Annotated in this window: 24 protein-coding genes; 10 read left to right on the top strand and 14 right to left on the bottom strand. The window is 61.4% G+C overall.

Annotated elements, in window-relative coordinates; all coding sequences use genetic code 11:
- Window positions 1–6: 6 nt before the first annotated feature.
- Window positions 7–1,365: an MATE family efflux transporter gene (locus RGAI101_RS06930; protein WP_008226619.1), complete on the bottom strand. Its 1,359-nt coding sequence runs from the start codon at window positions 1,363–1,365 to the stop codon at window positions 7–9.
- A 284-nt stretch (window positions 1,366–1,649) separates the two neighbouring features.
- Here RGAI101_RS06930 and RGAI101_RS06935 point away from each other — a divergent pair, with 284 nt between their 5' ends.
- Window positions 1,650–2,762 carry an alpha/beta hydrolase family protein gene (locus RGAI101_RS06935; RefSeq protein ID WP_008229357.1) on the top strand — a complete coding sequence of 371 codons (1,113 nt, stop codon included), beginning with the start codon at window positions 1,650–1,652 and terminating at the stop codon, window positions 2,760–2,762.
- A gap of 26 nt (window positions 2,763–2,788) precedes the next feature.
- On the top strand, window positions 2,789–3,661 hold the full coding sequence (locus tag RGAI101_RS06940; protein WP_008226108.1) for an alpha/beta fold hydrolase: 873 nt from the start codon (window positions 2,789–2,791) through the stop codon (window positions 3,659–3,661).
- A gap of 4 nt (window positions 3,662–3,665) precedes the next feature.
- Here RGAI101_RS06940 and RGAI101_RS06945 read toward each other — a convergent pair whose 3' ends face one another.
- Entirely contained in the window at window positions 3,666–4,349 is a 684-nt protein-coding gene (locus tag RGAI101_RS06945; RefSeq protein ID WP_198133678.1) for a dimethylsulfonioproprionate lyase family protein, read from the bottom strand.
- 148 nt (window positions 4,350–4,497) lie between these two features.
- Between RGAI101_RS06945 and RGAI101_RS06950 the strand changes: the two genes are divergently transcribed.
- The 4 genes from RGAI101_RS06950 (at window position 4,498) to RGAI101_RS06965 (ending at window position 8,976) form a co-directional block, all read left to right on the top strand.
- A complete protein-coding gene (locus tag RGAI101_RS06950; RefSeq protein WP_441295897.1) occupies window positions 4,498–6,462 on the top strand; it encodes a DNA gyrase/topoisomerase IV subunit B in 1,965 nt (654 codons plus the stop codon).
- Window positions 6,459–7,154 carry an AbiU2 domain-containing protein gene (locus RGAI101_RS06955; RefSeq protein ID WP_008227049.1) on the top strand — a complete coding sequence of 232 codons (696 nt, stop codon included), beginning with the start codon at window positions 6,459–6,461 and terminating at the stop codon, window positions 7,152–7,154. Before RGAI101_RS06950 ends, RGAI101_RS06955 begins: the two co-directional genes overlap by 4 nt.
- Window positions 7,155–7,845: 691 nt before the next feature.
- Entirely contained in the window at window positions 7,846–8,247 is a 402-nt protein-coding gene (locus tag RGAI101_RS06960) for a PaaI family thioesterase (protein ID WP_008226280.1), read from the top strand.
- A gap of 48 nt (window positions 8,248–8,295) precedes the next feature.
- The gene (locus RGAI101_RS06965) at window positions 8,296–8,976 is read left to right on the top strand and encodes a hypothetical protein (protein WP_037227614.1); all 681 of its coding nucleotides are present in this window, start codon (window positions 8,296–8,298) and stop codon (window positions 8,974–8,976) included.
- Here RGAI101_RS06965 and RGAI101_RS06970 read toward each other — a convergent pair.
- The 7 genes from RGAI101_RS06970 to pepT all read right to left on the bottom strand — a co-directional run bounded on the left by RGAI101_RS06970 (window position 8,973) and on the right by pepT (window position 15,918).
- Complete coding sequence (locus RGAI101_RS06970; protein ID WP_037227617.1) at window positions 8,973–9,377, bottom strand: c-type cytochrome; 405 nt, start codon at window positions 9,375–9,377, stop codon at window positions 8,973–8,975. The genes RGAI101_RS06965 and RGAI101_RS06970 overlap by 4 nt on opposite strands.
- A gap of 352 nt (window positions 9,378–9,729) precedes the next feature.
- Window positions 9,730–10,362 (bottom strand): type I secretion protein, encoded by a 633-nt coding sequence (locus tag RGAI101_RS06975; protein WP_254655250.1) that lies wholly within the window; start codon window positions 10,360–10,362, stop codon window positions 9,730–9,732.
- A 138-nt stretch (window positions 10,363–10,500) separates the two neighbouring features.
- Window positions 10,501–11,184, bottom strand: a complete 684-nt coding sequence (locus RGAI101_RS06980; RefSeq protein ID WP_008228275.1) for an ABC transporter ATP-binding protein — start codon at window positions 11,182–11,184, stop codon at window positions 10,501–10,503.
- Window positions 11,177–12,472 carry a lipoprotein-releasing ABC transporter permease subunit gene (locus tag RGAI101_RS06985; RefSeq protein ID WP_037227622.1) on the bottom strand — a complete coding sequence of 432 codons (1,296 nt, stop codon included), beginning with the start codon at window positions 12,470–12,472 and terminating at the stop codon, window positions 11,177–11,179. The genes RGAI101_RS06980 and RGAI101_RS06985 overlap by 8 nt, the downstream gene beginning before the upstream one ends.
- Before the next feature lie 121 nt (window positions 12,473–12,593).
- Window positions 12,594–13,100 carry a DUF2937 family protein gene (locus RGAI101_RS06990; RefSeq protein ID WP_008225072.1) on the bottom strand — a complete coding sequence of 169 codons (507 nt, stop codon included), beginning with the start codon at window positions 13,098–13,100 and terminating at the stop codon, window positions 12,594–12,596.
- A gap of 84 nt (window positions 13,101–13,184) precedes the next feature.
- Complete coding sequence (gene proS, locus RGAI101_RS06995; RefSeq protein WP_008229212.1) at window positions 13,185–14,525, bottom strand: proline--tRNA ligase; 1,341 nt, start codon at window positions 14,523–14,525, stop codon at window positions 13,185–13,187.
- A 154-nt stretch (window positions 14,526–14,679) separates the two neighbouring features.
- Window positions 14,680–15,918 (bottom strand): peptidase T, encoded by a 1,239-nt coding sequence (gene pepT / locus RGAI101_RS07000; protein ID WP_008228565.1) that lies wholly within the window; start codon window positions 15,916–15,918, stop codon window positions 14,680–14,682.
- 257 nt (window positions 15,919–16,175) lie between these two features.
- Here pepT and RGAI101_RS07005 point away from each other — a divergent pair, with 257 nt between their 5' ends.
- The 4 genes from RGAI101_RS07005 (at window position 16,176) to RGAI101_RS07020 (ending at window position 21,952) form a co-directional block, all read left to right on the top strand.
- Window positions 16,176–17,252, top strand: coding sequence for an AI-2E family transporter (locus RGAI101_RS07005; RefSeq protein WP_008224895.1), 1,077 nt, complete (start codon window positions 16,176–16,178; stop codon window positions 17,250–17,252).
- Between the two features lie 2 nt (window positions 17,253–17,254).
- Window positions 17,255–17,926 carry a chromosomal replication initiator DnaA gene (locus RGAI101_RS07010; protein ID WP_008228040.1) on the top strand — a complete coding sequence of 224 codons (672 nt, stop codon included), beginning with the start codon at window positions 17,255–17,257 and terminating at the stop codon, window positions 17,924–17,926.
- Between the two features lie 63 nt (window positions 17,927–17,989).
- Window positions 17,990–20,164: an RNA degradosome polyphosphate kinase gene (locus tag RGAI101_RS07015; protein WP_008227927.1), complete on the top strand. Its 2,175-nt coding sequence runs from the start codon at window positions 17,990–17,992 to the stop codon at window positions 20,162–20,164.
- 213 nt (window positions 20,165–20,377) lie between these two features.
- Window positions 20,378–21,952 (top strand): Ppx/GppA family phosphatase, encoded by a 1,575-nt coding sequence (locus tag RGAI101_RS07020; protein ID WP_008227143.1) that lies wholly within the window; start codon window positions 20,378–20,380, stop codon window positions 21,950–21,952.
- On the opposite strand, the gene RGAI101_RS07025 is transcribed toward RGAI101_RS07020, so the two are convergent.
- Genes RGAI101_RS07025 through RGAI101_RS07045 form a run of 5 tightly spaced genes read right to left on the bottom strand, consistent with a single transcriptional unit; the run spans window position 21,949 to window position 25,214 of the window.
- Window positions 21,949–22,326: a hypothetical protein gene (locus tag RGAI101_RS07025; protein ID WP_008225571.1), complete on the bottom strand. Its 378-nt coding sequence runs from the start codon at window positions 22,324–22,326 to the stop codon at window positions 21,949–21,951. The genes RGAI101_RS07020 and RGAI101_RS07025 overlap by 4 nt on opposite strands.
- 54 nt (window positions 22,327–22,380) lie before the next feature.
- Window positions 22,381–23,406 (bottom strand): endonuclease/exonuclease/phosphatase family protein, encoded by a 1,026-nt coding sequence (locus tag RGAI101_RS07030; protein WP_008226218.1) that lies wholly within the window; start codon window positions 23,404–23,406, stop codon window positions 22,381–22,383.
- On the bottom strand, window positions 23,406–24,086 hold the full coding sequence (locus tag RGAI101_RS07035) for a molecular chaperone DjiA (protein WP_008226140.1): 681 nt from the start codon (window positions 24,084–24,086) through the stop codon (window positions 23,406–23,408). The genes RGAI101_RS07030 and RGAI101_RS07035 overlap by 1 nt, the downstream gene beginning before the upstream one ends.
- A 31-nt stretch (window positions 24,087–24,117) precedes the next feature.
- Window positions 24,118–24,603, bottom strand: a complete 486-nt coding sequence (locus RGAI101_RS07040) for a GNAT family N-acetyltransferase (protein WP_037227626.1) — start codon at window positions 24,601–24,603, stop codon at window positions 24,118–24,120.
- Complete coding sequence (locus tag RGAI101_RS07045; RefSeq protein ID WP_083792072.1) at window positions 24,600–25,214, bottom strand: VOC family protein; 615 nt, start codon at window positions 25,212–25,214, stop codon at window positions 24,600–24,602. The genes RGAI101_RS07040 and RGAI101_RS07045 overlap by 4 nt, the downstream gene beginning before the upstream one ends.
- Between the last annotated feature and the right edge of the window lie 22 nt (window positions 25,215–25,236).

The following is a 25,236-nucleotide window of genomic DNA, read 5'->3' on the forward strand; positions in this document are numbered from 1 at the left end:
GCGGCGTCAGGCCTGTTGCAGGTTCGCCGTGGCAGGCCCCCAGAACCGCAGGTTCAACAGCAGCGCCGCAACGCCAAGGCCGATCACAAGGCCCAGCCACACGCCGACACCGTCCAGCCCCAGCACGAAGCCCAGCAGATAGGACGCGGGGATACCTATCAGCCAGTAACTGATACCGGCCAGGATCATCGGCACCTTGGTATCTTGCACGCCGCGCAGCAGGCCAAGGGCGATGGCCTGCGCCCCATCGACAAGCTGGAACAGGGCGGCCATCGCCAGCAACCCGATCCCGACGGCCAGAATCTGGTCCCGCGCGGGTTCGGAATCCTGCATGAAAATATTGATCAACGGTTCGGGCCAGACCGTGAAGACCACGACAGTCAGGGCGGAAAAGATCAGCGACATCGCCATCGACGCCAGCGCCCCGCGCGACAGATGCGCAGGGTCGCGCCGCCCGTAGGCGTTGCCCGCCCGTATGGTCGCGACATTGCTGATCCCCAGATGCACCATAAAGGTGATCGACGCCAATTGCAGCGCGATCCCGTGCGCCGCCAGCGGCACGGTACCCAGCCAGCCCATCATCACGGCAGAGGCCGCGAACAGCCCCACCTCGCTTAGTCCGGTAAAGCCGATGGGCAGCCCAAGGCGGAACACCCGCCCCAGCATGTCCCAGTCTGGCCGCCAGAGCCGCACGAATATCTGATGCTGCGGCAGGGCCACCAGCACATAGATGACCACCGCAACCAAAGACACCGAGTGAGACGCCAGCGATGCGATCGCGGCACCGCGCACGCCCAGTTCGGGCGCACCCCAGTTGCCGAAGATGAATGCGTAATTCGCAAGGACATTGGCGACCCCCGCAAGCACGGTGATCCAGAACACGGCCTGTGTCCGCTCGAGTGCCGCAAGATAGCTCTTTAGCACCATCACCAGCAGCGCCGGGATGATGCCCCATCCGGCAATCGCAAGATACTGCCCGACCATATCCGCCAGCGCCGGGTCCTGCCCGATCAGCCCCATCACCGGACGTGCCCAGATGAACAACGGCAGGGCCAGTACACCAAAGCCCAGAGACAACCAAAGCCCCATGCGCGTGGCGCGGCGCAGGCCGACCTCGTCGCCTTCTGCCTCGTAGGCGGCGACCATGGGCATGACGCCCCAGGCAAAGCCGGATCCGAAAATCAGTAATACGAAGAAATAGGTGCTGGCAAGGGTGACCGCAGCCAGACCTTCGACGCTGTACCACCCCACCATCACGGTATCGGTGACCCCGATGGCCACCTGCCCCAGATGTCCGCCAATGAGGGGCAGGCCCATCACGGTGATCGCGCGGGCGTGGCCGGCATATGTCATGGTTGATTTCATGCGCCAGTTCTTACGCTGCAAAAAGCGCAAGGGGAAGTGTCGCCGAACCCGTCCCGGCGGTGTATTCTGGAAATCGCTCCGGTAAGCCAAACCGTACCCCAAGGCGCGTTCGGCACCGATGTGAATTCCCCGGACCAGCACCGCTGCGGCCGTATATAGCGATCGGCCAGATTATTAAGGGTCGACCCGCCACGCGGCCCGCCGGCATGGTCCAGCCGCGGCGTCACACTTGCGCAATTGCGTGTCGCCCGTCACACTTCGACTGTCACTGCCCGAGGGATTTTATGCACAATCGTATCGACCTGATCCGTCCAGACGCGCCGGAACTTGCCCTGCGCGGCCCCCATCCCATCGGGGTGACCACGCACGAGATCGACGTGGCACCGGGGCGGACCCTGACCACCGAAATCTGGTATCCGGCCCATCCGGACACGGTCGCCGGCACGGTCTATCACACGCTGATCCGCGACGGGGTGACCCCCGCCATGCTGCACGGATCAGCCAGCCGGAATGCACGCCCGGCGCAAGGCAACGCCCCGCTGATCGTGATCTCGCACGGGTATCCGGGCAACCGCTTTCTGCTTGGCCATCTGGCCGAAAGCCTGGCGGCCAAGGGATATGTCGTGGCGGCCCCTGACCATAACGGCAGCACCTATGACGACCAGCAGGACTTCGCGGTCACCCTGATCAACCGCCCGCTGGACCAGCGCGGGGTGATCGACGGCATGGCGACGCTGGGCGGCGATATGGGCGCGCTGGTCGATTGCGACAACGTCGGATTGATCGGCTATTCGATGGGCGGCTACGGTGTGCTGGTCTTTGGCGGCGCGGGGCTTGCGGCCTCGGCGTTGAAGCACCCGCGCGCAGGGACGGACGCCGCATTGGCGCAACATCTCGCAGGGTCCGCGCACCACGATGCGTTACGCGACCCGCGGCTGAAGGCGATCATGCCCATCGGGCCTTGGGGCAATGCCCAAGGCATGTGGGACGCAGCGGGCCTGGCGCTGATGGACACGCCGATGCTGATGATGGCCGGAACGGTCGATGATGTGTCGGACTATCCCGCCATGCGCCGCGTGTTCGAAGGTGCCGCGAGCGACCGCTATTTGCTGAGCTTTGAAAATGCCGGCCACAATGCCGCAGCACCGTTCCCCGCCCCCGCCGAAAGCTGGGCCATGTCCGATGGTCTGGAGTGGCCGCCGTTTAACCACTATGCCGACGCGGTGTGGGATACGCTGCGCATGAACAACATCGCCCAGCATTTTGCCGCAGCCTTTATGGGCCTGCACCTGCGCGGCGGCGATTTGCGGCATTATCTGGATGGCACCGCTTGGCCCGGTTTCGGCCCCGGCACCCACGCCGGGCTGACGCTTGAACATCTGCATGCGCGGCGGTGAACAGTGACACAGGAAGGACCCCCCTCATGACCGACCATTGGACAGAAACCGTCGATCTGAATGGCAACCCGTTCTTTGTGCAGCATTGGGGCAGGAAAGACGCGCCCAAGATATTGATGCTGCACGGCTTTCCGGAATATTCCGGTGCGTTTGCCGATCTGGCCCCGCTGCTGGGGGAACGCTTTCATTGCATCGCCCCCGATCAGCGCGGCTATGGCCAAAGCTGGCGACCCGCGGACGTTGAGCAGTATAAAACCGCGCTGCTGGTGTCGGATATGGCGGCGCTGATCGGGGACGAACCGGTGATTCTGCTGGGTCATGACTGGGGCGCATCCGTGGCCTATGCGCTGGCCATCGGGCGGCCCGAACTGGTGTCGAAGCTGATCATCCTGAACGGCGTCCACCCTGCCCCGTTCCAGCGCGAACTGGCCAAGGGCGGGCCGCAAACCGATGCATCGCAATACATCCATTTCCTGCGGCGTGACGGGTCCGAAGACATTCTGGCCGCCAATGACTTTGCCAAGCTGATGAGCCTGTTTTCGGCCCATATGGACATGGACTGGCTGCAAGGCGACACGCTGGCCGCCTACAAGGCTGCCTGGCGCGATGCGTCCGGCCTGCGCGGGATGGTCAACTGGTACCGCGCCTCGCCGCTGAAACTGGGGCACTCCGGCGAAGCCATCGACGATGCCCTGGTGTTTGATCCTGCGCGCCTGCAAGTACGCTGCCCGCACCTGTTGGTCTGGGGGATGGCGGATACCGCGCTGATGCCCGCCTCGACCGAAGGGCTGGAGGACTATGCCCCCGACCTGACCCGCGTCACGATCGAGGACGCAGATCACTGGCTGATGCACCAAAAGCCGCGCGAGGTGGCCGACGCGATCCTGAACTGGCTCTAGCGGCTTATTTCTTGACCCGGGAAAACACCATCTTCTGTTCGTGCAGATCCTTGGGTTCACCCAGCCACGCATAGGCCAGCAGCGCCGGTTCGCGGTCGCCCACGGTGATACGGTGCAGATGCTCGGGCGGGTTGAAGATCATCGATCCGGGCACATAGACGCCCTGATGGTTCTCGGACACGGCACCGGACAGGCAGACATAGCTTTCGGTGATGCCCTTGTGGGAATGCGCCGGATAGGTGCAACCCGGCGCAAACAGGACCACGCCCAGAATGATGTCTTCGCTGATCACCGGACCCTGCGCCCCTGCGATTTCAGCATAGGCATAGCTGTTCGCCAGCCCCTTGGGGATTTTCTCGTAACCGTATTGCCAGCTAAGCTGCGGGGCCACGGCGTCCAGCGCCCGCACGGCGGGGGCCAGCGCGCCTTGGCGTCCCTCGTCCAGCGCGCGGCGCAGATGGGCCGTCACCGGCTTTTCCGCGCGCGGTTGCAAACGCACTTCGGCGTTACGCTTGATCAGACGCGCAATCGCTTCGCGGGCCTTGCGCTGGTGCGTCTTGATCTTGTCGCTGCCCCCTGCGGGCAGATAGCGATACAGTTCGTCGCATTCCTGCAACATATAGCGCCAGTCGGGCGCGTCGCGCAGCGTCGTCAGCGGCGTTTCCAAGGGCGTGGGCATGTCTGTCATCGAAGCAACCTTTGATCGCGTATTCCGACCGCTGATACCAGCATCACGCCAAATGAAATCGCCGGTTTGCGACATCATCCGCCCTTCCCCCGCCCCCTGCGCTCTGGCATAGTGGCCCCCTGACAAAAGCAACAGACAGGCAGGCCCAATCATGTCCGATCTTCTTTCCGGTGCGCAGTCCAGTGGCAAGGAATATGACGCGTCCTCGATTCAGGTTCTCGAGGATATGGAACACGTCCGCCTGCGCCCCGGCATGTATATCGGCGGCAAGGACGACCGCGCGCTGCACCACATGGTCGCCGAGATCATCGACAACTCGATGGACGAAGCCGTTGCGGGCCATGCCACCTGGATCGAACTGGAACTGCACGAAAACGGCCATGTCACCGTGCGCGACAACGGCCGCGGCATCCCCACCGATCCGCACCCCAAGGACCCCAGCAAATCCGCGCTGGAAATCATCTTTTGCACCCTGAACGCAGGCGGCAAGTTTTCCGGCGACAGCTATGAGACATCGGGCGGCCTGCACGGTGTCGGGTCGTCGGTCGTCAACGCCCTGTCCGACCACCTGCGGGTCGAGGTCGCGCGCAATCGCGAGCTTTATGCGATGGAATTCTCGCGCGGCATCCCTCAAGGCAAGCTCGAGAAAATCGGCGCGGCCCCCAACCGGCGCGGCACATCGGTGACCTTTCACCCCGACGCGGAAATCTTTGGCAATCTGACGCTGAAACCCGCGCGGCTGTTTGCGATGGCGCGGTCCAAGGCCTACCTGTTTTCCGGTGTCGAAATCCGCTGGAAGACCTCTCAGAAAGACGGCGACACTCCGTCCGAAGCGACCTTCCACTTTCCCGGCGGTCTGTCCGACTATCTGAACGAGACGCTCAAGGGGTCGACCAGCTACGCCGACGCCCCTTTCGGCGGCATGGTCGACTTCAAGGAAAAATTCGGTGTCCCCGGCAAGGTCGAATGGGCAGTCAACTGGACCCCTTCGCGCGATGGCTTCATCCAGTCCTACTGCAACACCATCCCCACCCCCGAAGGCGGCACCCACGAGGCCGGTTTCTGGGCCGCGATCCTGAAGGGCGTAAAGGCCTATGGCGAATTGGTCGGCAACAAGAAGGCCGGCACCATCACCCGCGAAGACCTGATCACCGGCGGCTGCGCGCTGGTGTCCTGCTTTATCCGCGAACCGGAATTCGTCGGCCAGACCAAGGACCGTCTTGCCACGGTGGACGCGCAGCGCATGGTGGAAAACGCCGTGCGCGACCATTTTGACAACTGGCTGGCGTCCAACACGAAATCTGCCGGCGCGATCCTGGATTTTCTGGTCCTGCGCGCCGAAGAACGCCTGCGCCGCCGTCAGGAAAAGGAAACCGCCCGCAAGACCGCCACCAAAAAGCTGCGCCTGCCTGGAAAGCTGACCGACTGTACGTCGAAAAACCGCGAAGGCACCGAATTGTTCATCGTCGAGGGCGACTCGGCTGGCGGGTCCGGCAAGGGCGCGCGCAACCGGGTCAATCAGGCGCTGTTGCCGCTCAAGGGCAAGATCCTCAACGTACTCGGGGCCGCCTCCGGCAAACTGAACACCAACGCCGAGATCAACGATCTGTGCGAGGCGCTTGGCGTCGGGATGGGCAGCAAGTTCGTGCTGGATGATCTGCGCTATGACAAGATCATCATCATGACCGATGCGGACGTCGACGGCGCGCATATCGCCGCGCTGCTGATGACGTTCTTCTATACCCAGATGCGCCCGATGATCGACGCGGGCCACCTGTACCTGGCCTGCCCGCCGCTCTACCGTCTGACCCAAGGGGCCAAGCGTGTCTATGTTTCAGACGATGCGGAAAAGGACCTGTGGCTGGAAAAGGGCCTTGGCGGCAAAGGCAAAATCGACCTGCAACGCTTCAAGGGCTTGGGCGAGATGGACGCCAAGGATTTGAAAGAAACCACGATGGACCCCAGCACCCGCAAGCTGATCCGCGTCACGGTGCAAGAGGACACGCCCGGAGAAACCGGCGATCTGGTAGAGCGTCTGATGGGGAAGAAGCCGGAACTGCGCTACCAGTACATTCAGGAGAACGCGCAGTTTGTGGAGGAGTTGGATGTTTGAGTAAGATTGAGACGGAGATTGACCAAGTTATTGCCTCAATCATTCAGGATCACAAAACTGCTGACCGAGAATTGGGCTCACTCAAGGCTATCAACGATCACTACGACCTACTCATTAAAAAAATAGTCGGGTCTTTTTCGGGGCATTTCATTGCCACGGCGCAGCTTTCAATATTTAACTCACTTGTTTTGTTTCTCAATCGGCATATGGAGAACAATGGCCACTCCATATTTCGGCTTATTAGACTCATTTCGGAAAACAAGAGCTTGGTGGCGCAGAGGCATTCGGAAGGGAGATCCCAGCATCCCACCACCTGGGAGAGCACCGAAGAATTGGATTTGTCGATCAACTCAATGTTGCATCATGGGAACAGCTTGAAGAATGACCGTCACTTTAAGAGATTAAGAGTATTTAGGGATTCCTACCTTGGTCATCGTCTGGGGCGGACGGCATTCGACGAGAAGCTGCAGAAAGACGGGATAGACGACCTCCGTATCAGCCTCAATGACGCGATCGACTTAATGGAACGTGCAACTTATCTGACGGGACTCGCGACTGTCATTTGGGATGGAGGGATCTGGCAGGGTCATACTGAGAGAATGGAAGGCGGATATAAGAATACGCAACTATTCATTGATCTTCTACCCGAGCTTTCTGAACTCGAACTGAAAATAGCTAAAGACCATAAGTGAAGCTGGGACGGCGGACGTTTCGGCTACTGCATGCCTTAAGGATTTCCTAAGCCCGAGACACTGTCTCGGGCCGCGCCTGTTCGGGGCTTCGCCCGTTCGAACCTGAAACCTTCCATTGGAAGGTTTCCGAGACTGGTCTCACCCTCCCCCGTCACGCCGGAGGCGTGCCAGAATAGATCGGCGCACCTTTGGTGCGTTGGGAGGGCGCACCTCGCGCCCCCTTGATGCTTCGCATATCTTCGGCCCGAGGTCGGGCACCGCCCTTCCGGTGTCACTGATATGAATGTTGCGATGGTGGCGCGGCATCCCTCTTGCCAAACGTCGCCCTCATACGCATCTATATCCGCACAGGCCCCCGCCAACCGCGCCGCCTGTTGCCTCACCGGACCCGCCGCGCGCAGTGCGCCCCTGCCCTCTGAGCATCTACCCGATGGGCACCCGCCGTTCGGGAACCTTTTGTGAACGAGAACCCCATGTCCAAAGAGAAAAACAAAGGCAATAAAGAGACCAAGAAACCCAAAAAGAAAAGGTCAAAGTGCTGGCCACCGCCAACAGCGGTATGAAAGACGGCACTGTGGTTGCGGGCAAAAAGGTCAAGTAACCCCACCGTTTTGACTTGAAACCCCACCCCGCGTCCGGCGTAGGGTGGGTGACACCCCACGCGCCCCACCCCAATCACCGGACCCAGCCCATGACACCCGAAACCGCCCAGACCATTCTAGACGAAAACTTTGCGCCCTGGGTCATGGCCCTTGCCCCCACGGTCACCGAAATCGGGACCGACAGAACCATCCTCGAAATCCCCATCAGCGACGCCCTTAAACGCACCGGTGGCATCGTATCGGGGCAAGCCCTGGGCGCGCTGGCGGACACTGCGATGGTCATGGCCTGCATGGGGCATCTGGACGCGATGGCCCCGGTCAGCACTGTCACGCTCGACACGCAATTCCTGCGCCCCGCGACCGGAGAAACCATCCGTGCCGAGGCCGAGGTCACCCGCGCAGGGCGTTCCATGATCTTCACCCGCTGCACCCTGATCGCCGAACCCTCGGGCAAGCCTGTCGCGCTGGCCACCGCCACCTTTGCGCGGTAACGCGGTTTTCACTTGAACGGCACGGGGGATTCACCCAACGTGCACGCCATGATCCGCGCCCTGATCCTTTTGACCTTTCTCGCCTCTTGCGGACGCCCCCTGACGGTGAACGAACAGGCTTTTGCCCAGACCATCATGGGCGAGACATTGAACATCCGGCAGGTACGGCTGCACGACGGGGCACCGTCCAAGGCGGTCACCATGACGCGCAAGGCCCGTCCCCGCACCACCTGCCGCGAACGGATATTGCCGCCGGAAATCCCCGGCGAGGTTATCACGACCAAGCCCGCCGCAATCGCGCTGTGGAACACGGTGCTGTTTGACGAAGACTGGTATCTTGAGGACTATCTGCCGGATTACCCTGACAAAATCGGGTTGATCGCTGCGATGATCTTCAGCCACGAACTGACCCATATCTGGCAGTGGCAGAACCGCACGAAGACGGGCTATTCCCCGCTGCGCGCCGCCCGTGAACATGGCGGCATGGCGGACCCCTATCTGTTTGATCTGAAAACCGAACCCCGTTTCGGTGACTTTGCCTTTGAACAGCAAGGGGCCATCGTCGAGGAATTCGTCTGTTGCCGCGCGCTGGCCCCGCAGGCACCGCGCACCAAGCGGCTGCATGCATTAATCGGCCAGGTGATGCCTGTGGAACCGCTGCCCCAAAGCCGCGCCTATGATGTGCGCATGCCGTGGGACGGGGTCGAATTGCGCGGAATCTGCGATTAGCGCTGGATGCTTTCGAGATACAGCAAAAGGCCCGCCAAAACGCGCGGGGTCGGCGTCATTTGGCCATCCAGATCCACGGGGACCAGATCCAGCGCCATATCCTCTCCGAACTCGGGCATGACACGGGTCATGTGGTTGTCCAGCGGATCACCGTAGATATAGGCCAGCGTCTTTGTCTCGGGGAACCGCCCGTCATTGTCACGCGCCAGCAGGGTCAGATCACGCGGAGCCTTGGCCAGTCCGGCCGCAAGGGGGCCATCCCCTTTGCCTGTCCGTCCGTGACAGGCCACGCAATTCTCGGCAAAGAAGGCGGCACCGTCAGACTGGTCAGGCATATCGGGGGCGACGCAGGCGGCAAAAGGCAAGATGCACGGCAATAGGGCAATCAGGGACAGACGCATTTTGGGGGGTTCCTTCTTCGGGCAATGCATTAGATTTGCTGTTGGTGACAGGCTGCGCCATGATCTGGATCAATCAAGGGGAAAGCTTGGGTCTTCGGAAGCTTCAGTAACATGTTTGTCATGTGCTTGGCGAGGGGTGGGATGGCGCGCCTTGCAGCCTTGAGTTCTGCACTCTGCCTCTGATCGGGCGGAAGATTCACCTGCGCGGCCTGATAGCCGCCGTAGCCTTGCGCACAACGGGTCTGCGCGGCGGTCGCAACACCTCACGCCGCTACCGCGCTGCCCGGACAAATGAGAGACGGACAGGAATTCTCAAAAATTCCGAGCCGGATTTATCGAAAAATCGGATACGCTAGCCAATGCCCCGCAGGGGGTTGGCCATCACGAACAGGATCGCACTGTCACTGATCGGGTTCTCGATCCCTGGCAGGGTAATGGATAGCCCGGTGCTCAGGGAAACGCGCAATGCGCCATTTTCAAAGGTCTGGCCCAAAATCGTGACATCTTCCCGTGTCGTCTCGACCACCAGGGCATCCTGTGTCGGGTCGTAGTCGCCAACGGTGATATTGCCTTGCGCATCCGACAGCATGGTAAAGCTGTCGGCTCCTTCGCCCCCCAGCCCGGTATCGCCACCGCCCAGCATCAAGACATCATCGCCTTCCTGACCATCCAGCAGGTCTGCTTCGCCGTCCTCGCCTTCGCCCAAGGTTTCGCCGCCGCTGAACAGGGTGTCGTTGCCGGTGCCGCCCGAGATCACATCCGCGCCAAAGCTGCCGGTCAGACGATCATCAAGGCTGCTGCCGGTCAGGGTATCGTCGCCCCCAAGACCTTGGAAAAAGCCGGGCGTGGTGGCACCTGGCGCAAGCGTTTCCCCGTCTTGAATTGCGGCCTCTTCAGACGGAACAAGAGGCCCGTCCTGGACCGCTGACGCGTCAGTGTCTTGATCGTCGTCGTCCCCTCCGAAGGGGTCGAAAATTGCAAACATCGGCCCAATCGCCGCTAAAAGCATAATTAGAATGGATGACATAATAAGATCCCGATATCGGATCATCATGCCCAATGACGGTGACCTGTTTGGGGTCACAGCAAGGAAATTCTATGGCAAATTTGTCTTGGATCAGCCCTAAACCGGGACCAGCAACCCGGCGTCCAACCTGATTTGACGGTCCATTCGGGCAGCCAGTTCAAGATTATGCGTCGCGATCACGGCGGAAAGCCCGGTGCTGCGCACCAAATCCATCAACGCGCCAAAAACCTGGTCCGACGTTGTCGGGTCAAGGTTGCCGGTCGGTTCATCCGCCAGCAGCAGGCGCGGCGCATTGGCCAGGGCGCGGCAAAACGCGACGCGCTGTTGTTCGCCGCCGGACAGTTCCGCAGGCCGGTGACTTGCGCGATGCGCGATGCCGACCTGATCAAGCAGCCCCGTCGCACGGGCCTGTGCATCCGCAGTCCCGACCCCGTTGGCAAGCTGCGGCAGGACGATGTTTTCAAGCGCCGAAAATTCGGGCAGCAGGTGGTGGAACTGATAGATGAACCCCACATCGCGCCGCCGCACGCCGGTGCGTTTGCGGTCGGACTGACCGGTCATATCAACGCCAGCAATCTCGACCGTGCCCGTGTCAGGCGTATCCAGCAGCCCCGCGATATGCAGCAGCGTCGACTTACCGGCCCCCGATGGTGCCACAAGGGCCACGACTTCGCCCGGTTCAACCGTCAGGTCGATGCCGCGCAACACGGTCACCTCGGTCGGTTTTGCCGCGTTGTAGGCTTTCTTGATGCCCGACAGGCGCAATACAGGATCATTCATAGCGCAAGGCCTCAACCGGGTTCATCCTTGCCGCGCGCCGTGCCGGAAAGATCGTGACAATAAAGGACAGGCCCAGCGACAATGCCACCGCCGACATCACGTCATTGAACTGCAGCTTGGCGGGCAGGAAATAGATCCCGCGTACCGATGCATCCCACGCCGTGCCGCCCGACAGCCAGTTTACCGCGCCAAAGATCTGGTCGACGTAAAGGGCGAACAAGCAGCCCAGGATCACCCCCATGGCGGTGCCGATGATCCCCGTGAAGGCCCCGCAGATGAAGAATACCCGCAGAATTGACCCCTCGCTAAGGCCCATGGTGCGCAGGATACCGATATCGCGGCCCTTGTTTTTCACCAGCATGATCAGCCCAGACACAATGTTCATGGCCGCGATCAGAACCAGAATGCTGAGGATCACGAACATCACCCGATCTTCGATATCAAGCGCATTCAGAAACGATCCCGAAGCATCCCGCCATGTCCACGCCATGCCCCTGTCCCCCGCCGCCAGCAGCAGCGCATCGGTCAGCTCGTCCACGCGATCGGGGTCTTCGACCATCACCTCAAGCTCGTCCGCCAATCCTTCGCGGTCAAAGAACGACTGCGCCTCGGCCAACGGCAGATAGGCGCGGGTGCGGTCGATGTCATAGCGGCCCGCGCTAAAGACATAGACCACATCATAGGCATTGACCCGCGGGCTGGTGCCAAAGGCGGTCTTGACCCCGTTGGGCGAAATGATCTTGATCCGGTCGCCGACGCCCACCCGCAGGGACTGTGCCACGCCCGACCCGATGGCGATGCCCTGGTCGAAATTGGCCAGATCGCCGACAGCGGTTTCCGGGTTGGCGATACGCGGGATGTTGGCAAGGTCGGCCCCGTCGATTCCATAGATCTCGATGCCTGCGTTGGCTTGGCCCTTGTTGGCCATCACCTGACCGCGCACCAGGGGCGCTGCGTGGGTCACACCGGGCACCGCAGCGACGCGTTCAGCCATCTGGGTATAGTCTGCGATGCCGGTCTGGGTGCCGCCATTGTCATCAACCGTCGCCGCATTGTAGATGGTCACATGGGCATTGGCCCCCAGAATGGTGCCCACGAATTCAGCCCGGAACCCCGACCGCACGGCAAGTGTCGCGATCAGCGCAAACACCGCCAGCGTAATCCCGATCAGGCTGATCCATGTCATCACACTGACCCCGCCTTCGGCGCGGCGCGCCCGCAAATACCGCCAAGCAATCATCCACTCGAACGGGGCAAACGGCGGCGTGTTGGAAACAGATTTGGCCATCAAGGGGCTCCGGTCAGGTTGGTCGCGCGCAACCTGCTGGTTTGTGCGCATCGGGTCAAGCGGCGTATCGGCGGATGACCGTTCACAAAGGGGGTAGCTGCGGGTTTGGTGGCGTACCGGCCTAACCGGCAGCGCTCTGGTGCTTGCGGCGGCGAAACGGCAGCGCCAGCAGACCAAGGATCAGACCGACCCCCGTCACACCCAGCACGAACCCGACCCCGCCAAACACAGCCCCGGCAAAGTTCAGCGGCAAGGCGGGCTGAAACGCGGCCCAGGCGGCCTTGGCGATCCCGGTGTCGCGCATCTGCGGCACGTAATAGGCCCGCATGAAGGGCCCCTGCCCCTCAAGCCGGGTCAACGCTTCGGACAACGCCGCGTGACGTTCAAAGGTGGCTGCCATATCCGCGCGCCGCCGGTCCAGGAAATCCGACCCGGTCATCTGCCTCAATGCCGCCGCGCGCGACAGGCCGACCGATTGTGCAGAGGCATCGAAATCCGCGACGACCTGCCCCAGCTCGTCGACGGCACCGCCCAGACGTTGCGCATATTGCTGCGAAAACTCCGGAAATTGCGACGTCGCCATCCCGGCGGCCAGCCCGCCTGCCAAAGTGATCGCCTTTACAATCATGCCACTCTTGCCCTCGCCAAAACACCGCCCCTGCCATCGTACCCCCATGATGCGCAGGGCAACACGGGGGCACAAGCAATGCTTTTAGCGATGCTTGGCGTAGATTTCCGCGATTTTCTGCACGGCGTCTTCCGGGGCCATTTCCTCGCTTTCGCCGGTGCGGCGCGATGTCAGTTCAACCACACCGTTCTTCAGCCCGCGCGGACCAACCGTGATACGCCAAGGCAAACCGATCAGGTCCATCGTCGCGAACTTACCGCCGGCGCGCTCGTTGCGGTCATCATAAAGCGGCTCAAGGCCCAGCGCCGTGATGCTGTCATAAAGCGCCTGACAGGCACTGTCCGCTTCTTCGTCCCCCTGCTTGAGATTGACGATACCGACGTGGAACGGCGTTACCCCTTCGGGCCAGATGATCCCCTTGTCGTCATGGCTGGCCTCGATGATCGCGCCCAGCAGGCGGCTGACGCCGATTCCGTGGCTGCCCATATGCACCGGTGTGGGTTTGCCGTCCGGGCCTTGAACGGTCGCGCCCATGGGTTCGGAATACTTCGTGCCGAAATAGAAGATCTGCCCCACTTCGATACCGCGCGCCGTGCGCTGGCGATCTTGCGGAACTTCACTGAACAAGGCCGCGTCATGGGTTTCATCGGTGCGGGCATACCGCGAGGTAAACTCCTCAAGCACGGCCTGACACTGATCGACGGAATCATAATCGATCTCGCGGTCGCCAAACTTCAGTTCGGTGATCTGGCTGTCATAGAACACCTCCGACTCGCCGGTTTCCGCCAGCACCAGAAACTCGTGCGTGTCATCACCACCAATCGGGCCGGAATCCGCGCGCATCGGGATCGCCTGCAGGCCCATCCGCTCGTAACTGCGCAAATAGCTGACCAGATGACGGTTATACGCATGCAGGGCGTCTTCCTTGGTCAGGTCGAAGTTATAGCCGTCCTTCATCAGGAACTCGCGCCCCCGCATCACCCCGAACCGCGGACGGATCTCGTCGCGGAATTTCCACTGGATATGATAAAGCGTCAGCGGCAGGTCCTTGTAAGACCCCACATGGCTGCGGAAAATATCGGTGATCATCTCTTCGTTGGTGGGACCGTACAGCATATCGCGGTCCTGCCGGTCCTTGATGCGCAGCATCTCGGGGCCGTAGGCATCATAACGCCCGGATTCCTTCCACAAATCTGCCGATTGCAGCGTTGGCATCAGCATCGGAATATGCCCGGCGCGCTGCTGCTCTTCGTGCACGATGTTCTCGATCTTGCGCAAGACCTTGAACCCCAGCGGCAACCACGAATAGATCCCCGCAGCGGATTGCTTAATCATCCCTGCACGCAACATCAACCGGTGGCTGACGATCTGCGCCTCCGACGGGTTTTCCTTGAGCACGGGCAAAAAATATCGGGACAGACGCATGATGATCCTCTCAGACTGAATTCAGGCCTGATTATGCCAAACACCGCAGGGAAACAATCACCAACAGCGTCGCTTCTCTGGCTCTCAAATATCTCGGGGTTTGGGGCAGCGCCCCAATCCATCCCAAACCCGCACAGACCCGCACAGACCCGCCTTAAGCCGCAGCCCTTCCCGCCAGCTCAAGCGCCACGCGTACCGCCTTTGCCATATCCTGAACCGATATCCATTCCAGCGGCCCGTGAATTTCCTGCATGCCGGTAAAGATGTTCGGACACGGCACCCCCATCTCGGTCAGGCGCGACCCGTCGGTCCCGCCGCGAATGGCTGCCGACACAGGCTCCATCCCCGCTGCACGTACCGCGGCACGCGCCAGATCGACCGGGGTCATATCCTTTTCAAGCCAATAACGCATGTTGCGGTATTGCGGCGTGATCTCGCAGTGCACCTGCGCGCGCGGCTCCGATGCCTGCACCGCGTCACACACCTTGCGCAACAGATCCCCCTTCGCCGCCAAGCCGTCCAACTCGAAATCGCGCAGGATAAATCTGATTTGCGCCTCTGAAGACCCCCCATTGACGCTCACGGCATGAATGAACCCCTCGCGGTCCTGTGTCGTTTCCGGGGTCATGGTGACATGGGGCAGCGTCATCAGGATTTTCGCGGCCAGATGCAGTGCATTGACCAACTTGTCCTTCGCCCAGCCGGGATGCGCCGATACGCCCGTCACTGTCACGACCGCACCATCCGCCGAGAAACTCTCGTACTCGATCTCGCCCGGCTTTGCCCCGTCAAAGGTATAGGCAAAATCGCAGGCCAGGTCGGCCGGCAGACGTGCATCGACGCCGCGCCCGATCTCTTCGTCCGGGGTAAAGGCCAGCCGGATCGCCCCATGGGGCAGATCGGGGTTCTGCAACAAATGCCGCGCCGCGGTCATGATGATCGCCACACCCGCCTTGTCATCCCCGCCCAGCAAGGTTGTCCCGCTGGCCGTTATGATATCATCGCCGCGTTTCTCGCCCAGATACGGCGCGTTCTCGGGCGACAGCTTCAACTCCGGTGCGTCGGCGAACAGGATGTCTCCGCCGTTATACCCCCGGTGCACCACCGGCTTGACCCCGGTCGCGTTGAACTGCGGGGCCGTGTCCACATGCGCGCACCAGCCCATCACCGGTGCCCCCGCAACGGTGGCGGGCACGGTGGCCAGCACCACACCGTAATCCGTCAACTGCACCTCCGCCGCCCCCATGGCCTGCAACTCCTCGACCAGCAGACGCGCCATATCCAGCTGTATATCCGTGCTGGGGCTCGAGAGGCTGCTCTCGTCACTTTGGCTGTCGATCGCGGCATAGCGCACCAAACGGTCTTCCAGTTCCTGATCAAATTCACTTCGCATTCCGGCACTCCTTTTGCGCCCAGTGGCCCCGCGTCCCCCAGGATTGTCAACCAAGCCCGTGGGACCCGCCGCAAAAAACCGCTCCGGCAAACAGCCGTCCTCGTTGCCCAGCACCATCGCCCCGTTCCAAATGGACTAAAATCCTCGCCGAAGGCTCCGCCACCCGCTGCGCATGCCGGCAGTTCTTTTGATCACCGGCCCTTGAAAATTCCGCCCCGCCGCGCAATGTGGGGCATGACCGAAAGCGGAGACAGCCAATGGCCTTGCCCATGAGAGATCAGATGAAATATTGGGGCGTCGCCGCTGCGGTCTTCCTTGTCATCTTGTGGTTCACCGGGAACGTGCTGCTGCCTTTCCTGATCGGTGCTGCCATCGCCTATTTCCTCGACCCGGTGGCAGACCGGCTTGAATCCCTCGGGCTTAGCCGCGCGATGGCCACCATGGTCATCACGCTGATCGCGATCCTCATCTTCGTGCTGATGGCGCTGCTGGTCATTCCGGCCCTGGTCACGCAATCGGTCAGCCTGTTCAACGTCGCGCCCAAGCTTGCCGACAATTTCATGGCGTTCCTGCGCGACCACTTCCCGACCCTCTTTGTCGAAGGGTCCACGCTGAACACCTCCCTCACCAACATCGCGGCAACGGTACAGGAACGCGGCGGAGAGTTGCTGCAAACGGCCCTTGCCTCGGCGGCATCCTTGCTGAACATCATGCTTCTTTTCGTGATCGTGCCGGTCGTCGCCGTTTATCTGCTGCTTGACTGGGACAGAATGGTTGCGGAAATCGACAGCCTGCTCCCCCGCGAGCACGCCCCCGTCATCCGGCGTCTGGCCCGCGAGATTGACAGGACGCTCGCCGGTTTCGTGCGCGGCATGGGGACGGTTTGCCTGATTCTCGGCACCTATTATGCCATTGCCCTGATGCTGGTGGGCCTGCAATTCGGCCTCGTCGTGGGCTTCATCGCGGGTCTCGTGACCTTCATTCCCTATCTCGGGGCACTTTTAGGGGGCATTCTGGCGATCGGGCTGGCATTGTTCCAGTTCTGGGGGGACTGGTTGTCGATCGGTCTTGTTGCGGGCGTCTTCTTTCTGGGCCAGACCCTCGAGGGCAACTTCCTCACGCCCAAGCTGGTTGGCAATTCGGTAGGTCTGCACCCGGTCTGGCTGATCCTTGCCTTGTCGGTTTTCGGATCACTGTTCGGTTTCGTGGGCATGTTGGCAGCAGTGCCGATTGCCGCCACCCTTGGCGTTATCGCCCGCTTTGCCGCCGAACAGTACCGCGAAAGCGCGCTGTACAAGGGAACCGAGCCCCCCAAAGACGGCACGGCAAAGTGACCATGGCGCAGCAACTTGGCCTTGCCCTTCCCAGTCGCGCCGCACTGGGTCGTGATGATTTCTTTGTCGCCCCGTCGAACGCCATTGCCGCGGCGATGATCGACGGATGGCGCACATGGGCCGGGCGCAAACTGGCGCTGACCGGCCCCCCGGGGTCGGGAAAGACCCATCTAACTCATGTCTGGGCGACACAATCCGGTGCCCGTATCATCCAGGCCCGCGACCTGTTGCGCGCTGACATACCCGACCTTGCCCGGTCCTGCGTGGCGGTGGAGGACGTGCCGCTGATCGCCCGGCACCCCGAGGCGCAAACGGCTCTTTTCCATCTGCACAACCTTGTGCTGGCCGAGGGACACAGCCTGCTTTTGACCGGCGCACCCGCGGTGGCCCAGTGGCGGTTGACCCTGCCCGATCTGGCCAGCCGCATGCAGGCCGCCGGTGCCGTCGCCCTCGAGGCTCCGGACGACATGCTTCTGACGGCGGTTCTGGCCAAGCTGCTGGCAGACCGCCAACTGACCCCAAGGCCCGATCTTATTCCCTATCTTCTGCCGCGCATGGACCGGTCCTTTGCTGCCGCCGGTGATCTGGTCGCACGGCTGGATGCCGCCAGTCTGGCGCAGAAAAAGCCCGTGACCCGCAGCCTTGCGGCACAAGTGCTGGACAATCGCACCTGACCCGCGCGATACTTCGATCATAGCTGTCACAATTCCCTTACAAACCAACATCATAAGGTCGCTATGACCCACGCTGATTTCCTCGAGGCCCCCTTTCCAGAACCGCAGGACCTGCCCGGTCTCGACATCACCGGGGTGGGTCGGTTCTTCAACCGCGAACTCAGCTGGCTGGGGTTCAACTGGCGTGTGCTGGAAGAGGCGGAAAACCTCCGCGTGCCGCTGCTTGAGCGCCTGCGGTTCCTGTCGATATCCGCCAATAACCTTGATGAATTCTACACCGTACGCGTCGCGGGCCTGCGCGAACTTGCCCAGGCCGGGAACACCACACCGGCCGCCGACGGGCTCACACCGGCCGAACAGCTTGTGCTGATCAACGAAAATGCGCGCCGGTTGATGATGACCCAACAGCGCGTGCTGGTCGACCTCATGGCAGAGATGGACGCACAGAACATTATGCTCGAACGCGCCGCAGATCTGGACAAGGCCGACCTGAAATACCTCGAAGACGTATTCCTGAACCAGGTGTTCGCCGTCCTCTCGCCCTTGGCCATCGACCCGGCGCATCCGTTTCCGTTTATTCCCAACACCGGTTATGCGCTGGCGCTGCAACTTGAGCGTACCAGCGACAAACGTTCCCTTCAGGCGCTGCTGCCGATCCCCGCGCAGATCGACCGGTTCGTCGCCCTGCCTGCGGACGAAGGCTGCCACCGCTTCCTCCCGCTCGAAGATTTGCTGGTGCTCAATATTCCCGGCCTTTTTCCGGGCTACAAGCTCAAGGCCCACTTCGAATTCCGCGTGCTGCGCGACAGCGATCTCGAGGTCGAGGACGAGGCCGAAGACCTTGTGCGCGAATTCGAAGTCGCTCTCAAACGCCGACGCCGCGGCGAGGTCGTGCGCCTGACCCATTCCGCCGGTGCCCCCGAAAAACTGAAATCCGTGGTGATGGCCGAACTGGGCGTACGCCCCCAGGACGTGATCGAAATCGACGGCATGATCGGCATCGACGACCTGTCCGAGCTGGTGATCGATTCCCGCCCCGATCTGCTGTGGCCGCAGTTCACCCCGCGCATTCCCGAACGGGTTACGGATCACGACGGCGACATGTTTGCCGCAATCCGCTCAAAGGATATGCTGCTGCACCACCCCTATGAGACATTCGATATGGTGGTCCGGTTTCTGGCCCAGGCCGCGCGGGACCCCGATGTGGTCGCGATCAAACAGACGCTCTACCGGACATCCCGCGACAGCCCCATCGTCGAAGCGCTCTGCGAGGCGGCAGAAGACGGCAAATCCGTCACTGCTCTGGTCGAACTCAAGGCCCGTTTCGACGAAGCCGCCAATATCCGCCAGTCCCGCAGACTGGAACGGGCCGGTGCCCATGTAGTGTACGGATTTATCGACCTGAAAACACATGCTAAAATTTCAACCGTGGTGCGCCGCGAGGGCAATCAGCTTGTGACCTATACCCACTATGGCACGGGCAATTACCACCCGATCACGGCGCGTATCTACACCGATCTGTCGCTGTTCACCTGCGACCAGAAACTGGGCCGCGACGCCACCAAGGTCTTCAACTATCTTTCGGGCTACGCGCAGCCCGATACACTCGATAATCTCGCGATCTCGCCGATCACCCTCAAACCCCGCCTGCTTGACATGATCGCAGCCGAGGCAAAACACGCAGCCGCAGGAAAACCCGCCGTCATCTGGGCCAAGATGAACTCGATCATCGACGCCGATGTGATCGACGCGCTCTATGCCGCGTCGCAGGCGGGCGTCAAAATCAGCCTTGTGGTGCGCGGCATCTGCGGATTGCGCCCGGGCATCAAGGGCCTGTCCGAAAACATCCGCGTCAAATCCATCGTTGGGCGCTTTCTGGAACATTCCCGCATCGTCTGCTTTGGCAACGGCTATGGCTTGCCCCATAAAAAGGCCCGCGTCTTCATCTCCTCAGCCGACTGGATGGGTCGAAACCTGACGCGGCGGGTCGAAACACTGGTCGAAATCGAAAACCCCACCGTCAAAGCCCAAATCACCAGCCAGATCATGGCGGCGAACCTAGCCGATGTAGCGCAAAGCTGGGTCATGGCCCCCGATGGCAGCTTCACCCGCCCTCCCCTCGAGGAAGGCACATTCGCCTTCAACTGCCACCGCTTCTTCATGGAAAATCCCTCGCTGTCAGGGCGCGGCTCGGCCGGGGCGTCGGATGTGCCGAAACTTACCCATACCGAAGACTGACCCCCGCTTCATTTTGCCGAATAAACTCTCGCCGAAGGCGCAGCTCTCCTCCCGTGTTCCCGCTTGCGGCAAAAAGGCTCACATGGCCTCAGATACCAGAATGTCTTGAGGGCCGCAGGCCCTCGCCTTTTTCCGGCACCACCCCCGTTAGCGATTGACCTTGGCGCGCCCCTGCGCCAGTTTAACCCCCAACCAAGACCCGCAGGAGCGTTTGTGGCAGAGCAGACCATCAACAATCCGCCCGCCCCCGTGCCTGAAACAGGCGTGGCGGATCTGGGGCTTTTTGGCAAACCCCTGTTCCAGGACCCGTCGGCGCGCGCTTTGGCGCGTGTGGGCGTTGTTGATGTGGGATCGAACTCGGTGCGCCTTGTCGTCTTTGACGGAGCGGCGCGGTCGCCGGCATATTTCTACAACGAAAAGATCATGTGCGCCTTGGGTGCCGGCATGGCCGAAACCGGTCATCTGTCCCCTCAGGGCCGCACCCGCGCGCTGTCCGCCATGCAGCGCTTCAAGAAGCTCGCAGACGGCATGGGCCTGTCAGAGCTGACCGTGGTCGCCACCGCCGCCGTGCGCGACGCATCCGACGGACGGGATTTCTGCGACGAGGTCCAGCGCCTCACGGGTCTGAAAATATGGGTCATCGACGGCGAAGAAGAAGCCCGTCTGTCCGCCCAAGGTGTATTGCTCGGCTGGCCGGGCGCTTACGGTCTGGTCTGCGATATCGGCGGCTCTTCGATGGAACTGGCCGAAATCTCCGGCGGGCGCGTGGGCAAGCGGGTAACCTCGGCACTCGGGCCCCTCAAGCTGCGTGACATCAAGGGCGGTGCCAAGGCACGGCAAGCGCAGATCAAGGACGTCATCGAGGGATTGGCCCTCAAGATGGGGGCGCAGCGCGACAGGCTATTTCTGGTCGGCGGGTCGTGGCGCGCAATTGCGCGGATCGACATGATGCGCCGGGGGTACCCGCTGCACGTGCTGCATGAATACCGCATGACCCCGAAATCGGTGCGCGAAACCGTCAGATACATCAAGGAGTCCGACCTCGAGGAGTTGCGCCAGTTCAGCGGCGTGTCCGCAAGCCGGATGGCGCTGGTGCCTTATGCCGCCGAAGTCCTGTCGCGACTGGTCAAGACCTTCAAGCCCAAGGACATCGCCATTTCCAGCTACGGTATCCGCGAGGGCATGCTCTATGAACAGATGCCGCAACGGCTGCGCGACCGTGATCCGCTGATCGAAGCCTGCCGTTTTGCCGAAGCAAAGGACGCGCGCACCCCCGGTTTCGGCAAGGTGCTGTTCGATTTCATTTCGCCGCTGTTCAAATCCGCCTCTCCCCAACGCAAACGTCTGATCAAGGCGGCGTGCCTGCTGCATGACGTCAGTTGGCGCGCGCATCCCGATTACCGCGCCGAAGTGTGTTTCGACAACGCCACCCGCGCCAATCTGGGCGGGCTGAAACATGCCGAACGCATCTTTCTGGGGCTGGCCCTGCTGCACCGCTATTCCAACAAACGCGAAAACACCCGCTTTGAGGATCTATACGAGATGGTTGACGCGCAGACCCGCGCAGAGGCCGAAGTTCTGGGCAAGGCAATGCGGTTCGGTGCCATGCTGTGGATGAACAAGGAAGACGAGCGCGGCAGTTTGCGCTGGTTCCCCAAGAAAAAGCTGCTCGAATTGTGGCTTACCGATGACATGATGCCGCTGTTCGGCGAGGTCGCCGAGGCCCGGCTCAAGTCGCTTGCGGCATCCCTGGGGGCCGAAGTCCAGTTGAAGACCGCAAAATCCTAAAGCTCGACCTGCGGATTGGGGTCCAGATATATCAGGGGGCCCAAGGGTTTCGGCGGCTCTTCGGGTTTGCGTTTGATGATGATATCGCCGTTGGGCAGTATTTCTGGCGCGTCATAGACGCTCCAATCCTCGACCTTGTCCAGCAGATCGGCAAAGGCCGGCCCCATTTCGCTGACAAAGCCGCGCACGGAAGGGCCAAGGTCTTCGCCCAAGTCGGAAAGTCCTTCAAGCGCCGGGGCCAGTTCTTGCTTCATGCCGTCCAGAAACATCCGTGCCCCGCGTTCCATCAGGGACGGGCCGGTATCGCCCTCATCTTGCGCGAAGGCGGACGCTGGCAGGCAGCAAAGCGAAAGGATCAGGAACATGTGTTTCATGACTAAATCATAGACTCACTTTCGCTCCAAAAGATAGCATTCTTCCCGGTCGCTTCAGCCGTCAAACTCGATCGTGACCGGAAAATGATCAGAGGCCGTGACCAATGCGTCGCGCAGGTCAGCATCAGCCCAGCATTCAGGGTCGTCCAGCGGATGCCAAATGCGCCAACGCGCGTTGTTGTCGGTAAACTGTGGGCTGACCATGATGTAGTCCAGAAGCGCCTGAAGATAACGTTTCTCCGGTGCGATCCAGAACCTGGACGTTGTGGGCATCGCCCCGATCCGCTGCCCCAGGGCCCGTGTGGCATGCGGGTCGGTCAGCGCAAATGCGCCGCGGTGGCCCAACACGATCTCGACCGAGGACCGCCCGAAAAAATCCTCGAACGCATCCAGCCCCGGCCCGTCGTTCAGATCGCCCATGACCATCAGCGGCGAGCCCCGTTCCAGATGTTCGTCGATACGGCCCCGCAACCAGATCGCCTGTGCCAACTGCTTGCGCCGGTTCGCAATACCGATGCGCAGCGCATCTGCCTCATTCTTGGCCCCGTGGGGTGCCTTCGATTTCAAATGCGCTCCGATCATCTGAAAGGAGAAACCGCTCGCGGTTTCAATGCTCAGTTCAAGCGGCGGTTTTGAGAATACGACAAGGTCTTCTCTGGCGTCGATATCCAGATCAATGCGCAAAATGCCGTCAAAGCGCGGTGCCCCTCTGGCCCCGTTCGCGTCCGTGACCGGGCCTCCGGGGGTGTGGGTCGCGGTGATCTTTGCCGGATCATAGAGCAGCGCGATTTCCTGCTGCGTGTGGTTGGCGAACCCCATGATCGCAGCGCTGGTGCGCAGACCGAAATGGGCCGCAAATCCTTCGAGTGCTGCGACGGTCCCCTGTTTGCCGCTTTGGTCCGGTGCCTCGATGATCATTACCGCATCGGCATCCAACGCCCGGAAGACGGTGCCCAGCGCGCGGGTCTGCTGTGCGCGGGTAACGTTGTGGCGCGCCGACCAGCCAGCGTCATTGTAAAGGCGATCCTCTTGGTCAAACAGTCCGGCAAACCATTCGACATTATAGGTCGCGATCCGCATCAGCGTGCCTTGCCGGACCAGGTTTCCCACGCACGGTTGATGTCGATCATCCGTTTTTGTGCCATCGCAATCGCCTCTTCCGGCAGGCCACGGGCGACCAGCGCATCGGGATGGTTCTTGCGCACCAGCCGCCGCCACGCCGCGCGCGCTTCCTCGGTCGTGGCATTGGGCGCGATCCCCAATACTGTATGCGGCAAGGGCGACGTATCGGGCACAAAGCGCGCGCGCAGACAGGCAAAGTCGCCATCATCCATGGCGAAAATCTCGGCCACGCGGGTCAGAAACGCATCTTCATTGGGATGATATGTGCCGTCGGCCATGGCGATATGGAAAAGACCTTCGATCAGATCGCGCAGCATCTCGGGCTGATCCTGAAACATCCTTGCGATCCGGGCTGCGTAATCCTCGAACCCGGTCACGTCCTGCCGTGCAAGGTTGAAAACTTTCGCCGCCCCTTGCTGATCGGCTTCGGCAATCTGGAACACTTCGCGAAAGGCCGTGACCTCATCGCGGGTGACCAGGCCGTCCGCCTTGGCCATCTTTGCGCCCAAGGCAATGACCGCAATGGTAAAGGCGACCGATCGTTCTGGCGGACTGCGCAAACGGTCAAAAACAGCCGAAAGCCCCTCACCAGCGGTAAGAGCGGACAGTGCTTCGGAAATGCGGAACCAGATCGACATGGCGCGACCATACTGCGCCCCGCGGCGGAAGTCAGGGGGCGCTAAGCAGTTTCTGCATCAAAATAAGATCGAGCCATTGGCCCTGCTTTCGCGCAATCTGCGGCATCCGGCCGACGTGTTCAAAACCAAGGGCGCTATGAAACGCGACGCCACCGGGGTTTGCTGCACTGATCCCCGCGACCATCACATGCAGGCCCTGATCTGCTGCAGTTTGCAGGGCCCGCTGCATCAACGCCCGCCCTGCCCCCTGGCCCCGCGCGGCCTCGGTCAAGACGATGCTATGCTCGACCGATGTGGCATATCCGGGACCGGTGCGAAACTGCGCGTAGGTTACAAAACCCAGAACACCGTCGGCTTCAGCCACCCAGCAGGCTCCGGGACGCTGCGCGATCATCGCTTCGATCCCGGCAACCGTTTTCTCGTCCGTCGTAAAAGTGAACAGCGTGTCGCGGATCATCGCATTCCATATGCCAGCAATCACAGGGGCATCCCCGGCAGCGGCAGCACGTATCCTCACCGCAAGATCCTCGGCCCCGACGGCGTTTCAAAGGCCGCTTCCAACCCTGCCTCGGCATCCATAAAACTTACCCGCGCGTCCGTCAAAAACGGGGCAAGTATCTGCCCAAGTCGCCCAGCCTCGGGATGACACACCCGAAGGGCTGTCAACCGACATCCCGTGGCGTCCAACCGCTGCACCGGATGGGCATCACCCTGCCACTCGATCAACGCTGGCGCGCAATTGTCAAACGGCAGCACGCCATCATGCGGCACGGCCATCCGCCAACGCAGATCCCCTCGCTGAAGATCGACCGGATCGCCGAAACCGGCCGGCAAAGCTGCCAAAGCCGCATCCAGATCGTCACAACGGCAAATCCAGTTGGTCAACCGTGCCGGTCCCGCAAACCGATCCAGATCAAACCACCGTGCCCGGTCTGGCAGGGGCGCTGCCGGGTTGATCGCGATCGCCTCAAGATACAGCCCGTCTTCCAATCCCATCAGCCTGTTGTGGGTGTGAAATATCGCATGTTCCCCACCGGACTGCAGCCGACACCCAAGCGCGCCTGCCACATGATCCGACGCTGCCGCCAAATCCACACCTGCGACTGCAATATGATCCAGTTCCATCATCACATTTTCCAAATGGAGAAAA

It is taken from the genome of Roseobacter sp. GAI101 (assembly GCF_000156335.1).
Classification (GTDB): domain Bacteria; phylum Pseudomonadota; class Alphaproteobacteria; order Rhodobacterales; family Rhodobacteraceae; genus Sulfitobacter.

Excerpts from the sequence above, each read along its gene's own strand:
- RGAI101_RS06990 (WP_008225072.1), bottom strand. The coding sequence starts at position 13,100 with ATGATTGTAAAGGCGATCACTTTGGCAGGCGGGCTGGCCGCCGGGATG.
- RGAI101_RS06985 (WP_037227622.1), bottom strand. The coding sequence starts at position 12,472 with ATGGCCAAATCTGTTTCCAACACGCCGCCGTTTGCCCCGTTCGAGTGG.
- RGAI101_RS06930 (WP_008226619.1), bottom strand. The coding sequence starts at position 1,365 with ATGAAATCAACCATGACATATGCCGGCCACGCCCGCGCGATCACCGTG.
- RGAI101_RS06945 (WP_198133678.1), bottom strand. The coding sequence starts at position 4,349 with ATGACAGACATGCCCACGCCCTTGGAAACGCCGCTGACGACGCTGCGC.
- proS (WP_008229212.1), bottom strand. The coding sequence starts at position 14,525 with ATGCGTCTGTCCCGATATTTTTTGCCCGTGCTCAAGGAAAACCCGTCG.
- RGAI101_RS06935 (WP_008229357.1), top strand. The coding sequence starts at position 1,650 with ATGCACAATCGTATCGACCTGATCCGTCCAGACGCGCCGGAACTTGCC.
- RGAI101_RS07005 (WP_008224895.1), top strand. The coding sequence starts at position 16,176 with ATGGCCTTGCCCATGAGAGATCAGATGAAATATTGGGGCGTCGCCGCT.
- RGAI101_RS07030 (WP_008226218.1), bottom strand. The coding sequence starts at position 23,406 with ATGCGGATCGCGACCTATAATGTCGAATGGTTTGCCGGACTGTTTGAC.
- RGAI101_RS07035 (WP_008226140.1), bottom strand. The coding sequence starts at position 24,086 with ATGTCGATCTGGTTCCGCATTTCCGAAGCACTGTCCGCTCTTACCGCT.
- RGAI101_RS06970 (WP_037227617.1), bottom strand. The coding sequence starts at position 9,377 with ATGCGTCTGTCCCTGATTGCCCTATTGCCGTGCATCTTGCCTTTTGCC.
- RGAI101_RS07045 (WP_083792072.1), bottom strand. The coding sequence starts at position 25,214 with ATGATGGAACTGGATCATATTGCAGTCGCAGGTGTGGATTTGGCGGCA.
- RGAI101_RS06960 (WP_008226280.1), top strand. The coding sequence starts at position 7,846 with ATGACACCCGAAACCGCCCAGACCATTCTAGACGAAAACTTTGCGCCC.
- RGAI101_RS06965 (WP_037227614.1), top strand. The coding sequence starts at position 8,296 with ATGATCCGCGCCCTGATCCTTTTGACCTTTCTCGCCTCTTGCGGACGC.
- RGAI101_RS06975 (WP_254655250.1), bottom strand. The coding sequence starts at position 10,362 with ATGTTTGCAATTTTCGACCCCTTCGGAGGGGACGACGACGATCAAGAC.
- pepT (WP_008228565.1), bottom strand. The coding sequence starts at position 15,918 with ATGCGAAGTGAATTTGATCAGGAACTGGAAGACCGTTTGGTGCGCTAT.
- RGAI101_RS06980 (WP_008228275.1), bottom strand. The coding sequence starts at position 11,184 with ATGAATGATCCTGTATTGCGCCTGTCGGGCATCAAGAAAGCCTACAAC.
- RGAI101_RS07010 (WP_008228040.1), top strand. The coding sequence starts at position 17,255 with ATGGCGCAGCAACTTGGCCTTGCCCTTCCCAGTCGCGCCGCACTGGGT.
- RGAI101_RS07015 (WP_008227927.1), top strand. The coding sequence starts at position 17,990 with ATGACCCACGCTGATTTCCTCGAGGCCCCCTTTCCAGAACCGCAGGAC.
- RGAI101_RS07025 (WP_008225571.1), bottom strand. The coding sequence starts at position 22,326 with ATGAAACACATGTTCCTGATCCTTTCGCTTTGCTGCCTGCCAGCGTCC.
- RGAI101_RS06940 (WP_008226108.1), top strand. The coding sequence starts at position 2,789 with ATGACCGACCATTGGACAGAAACCGTCGATCTGAATGGCAACCCGTTC.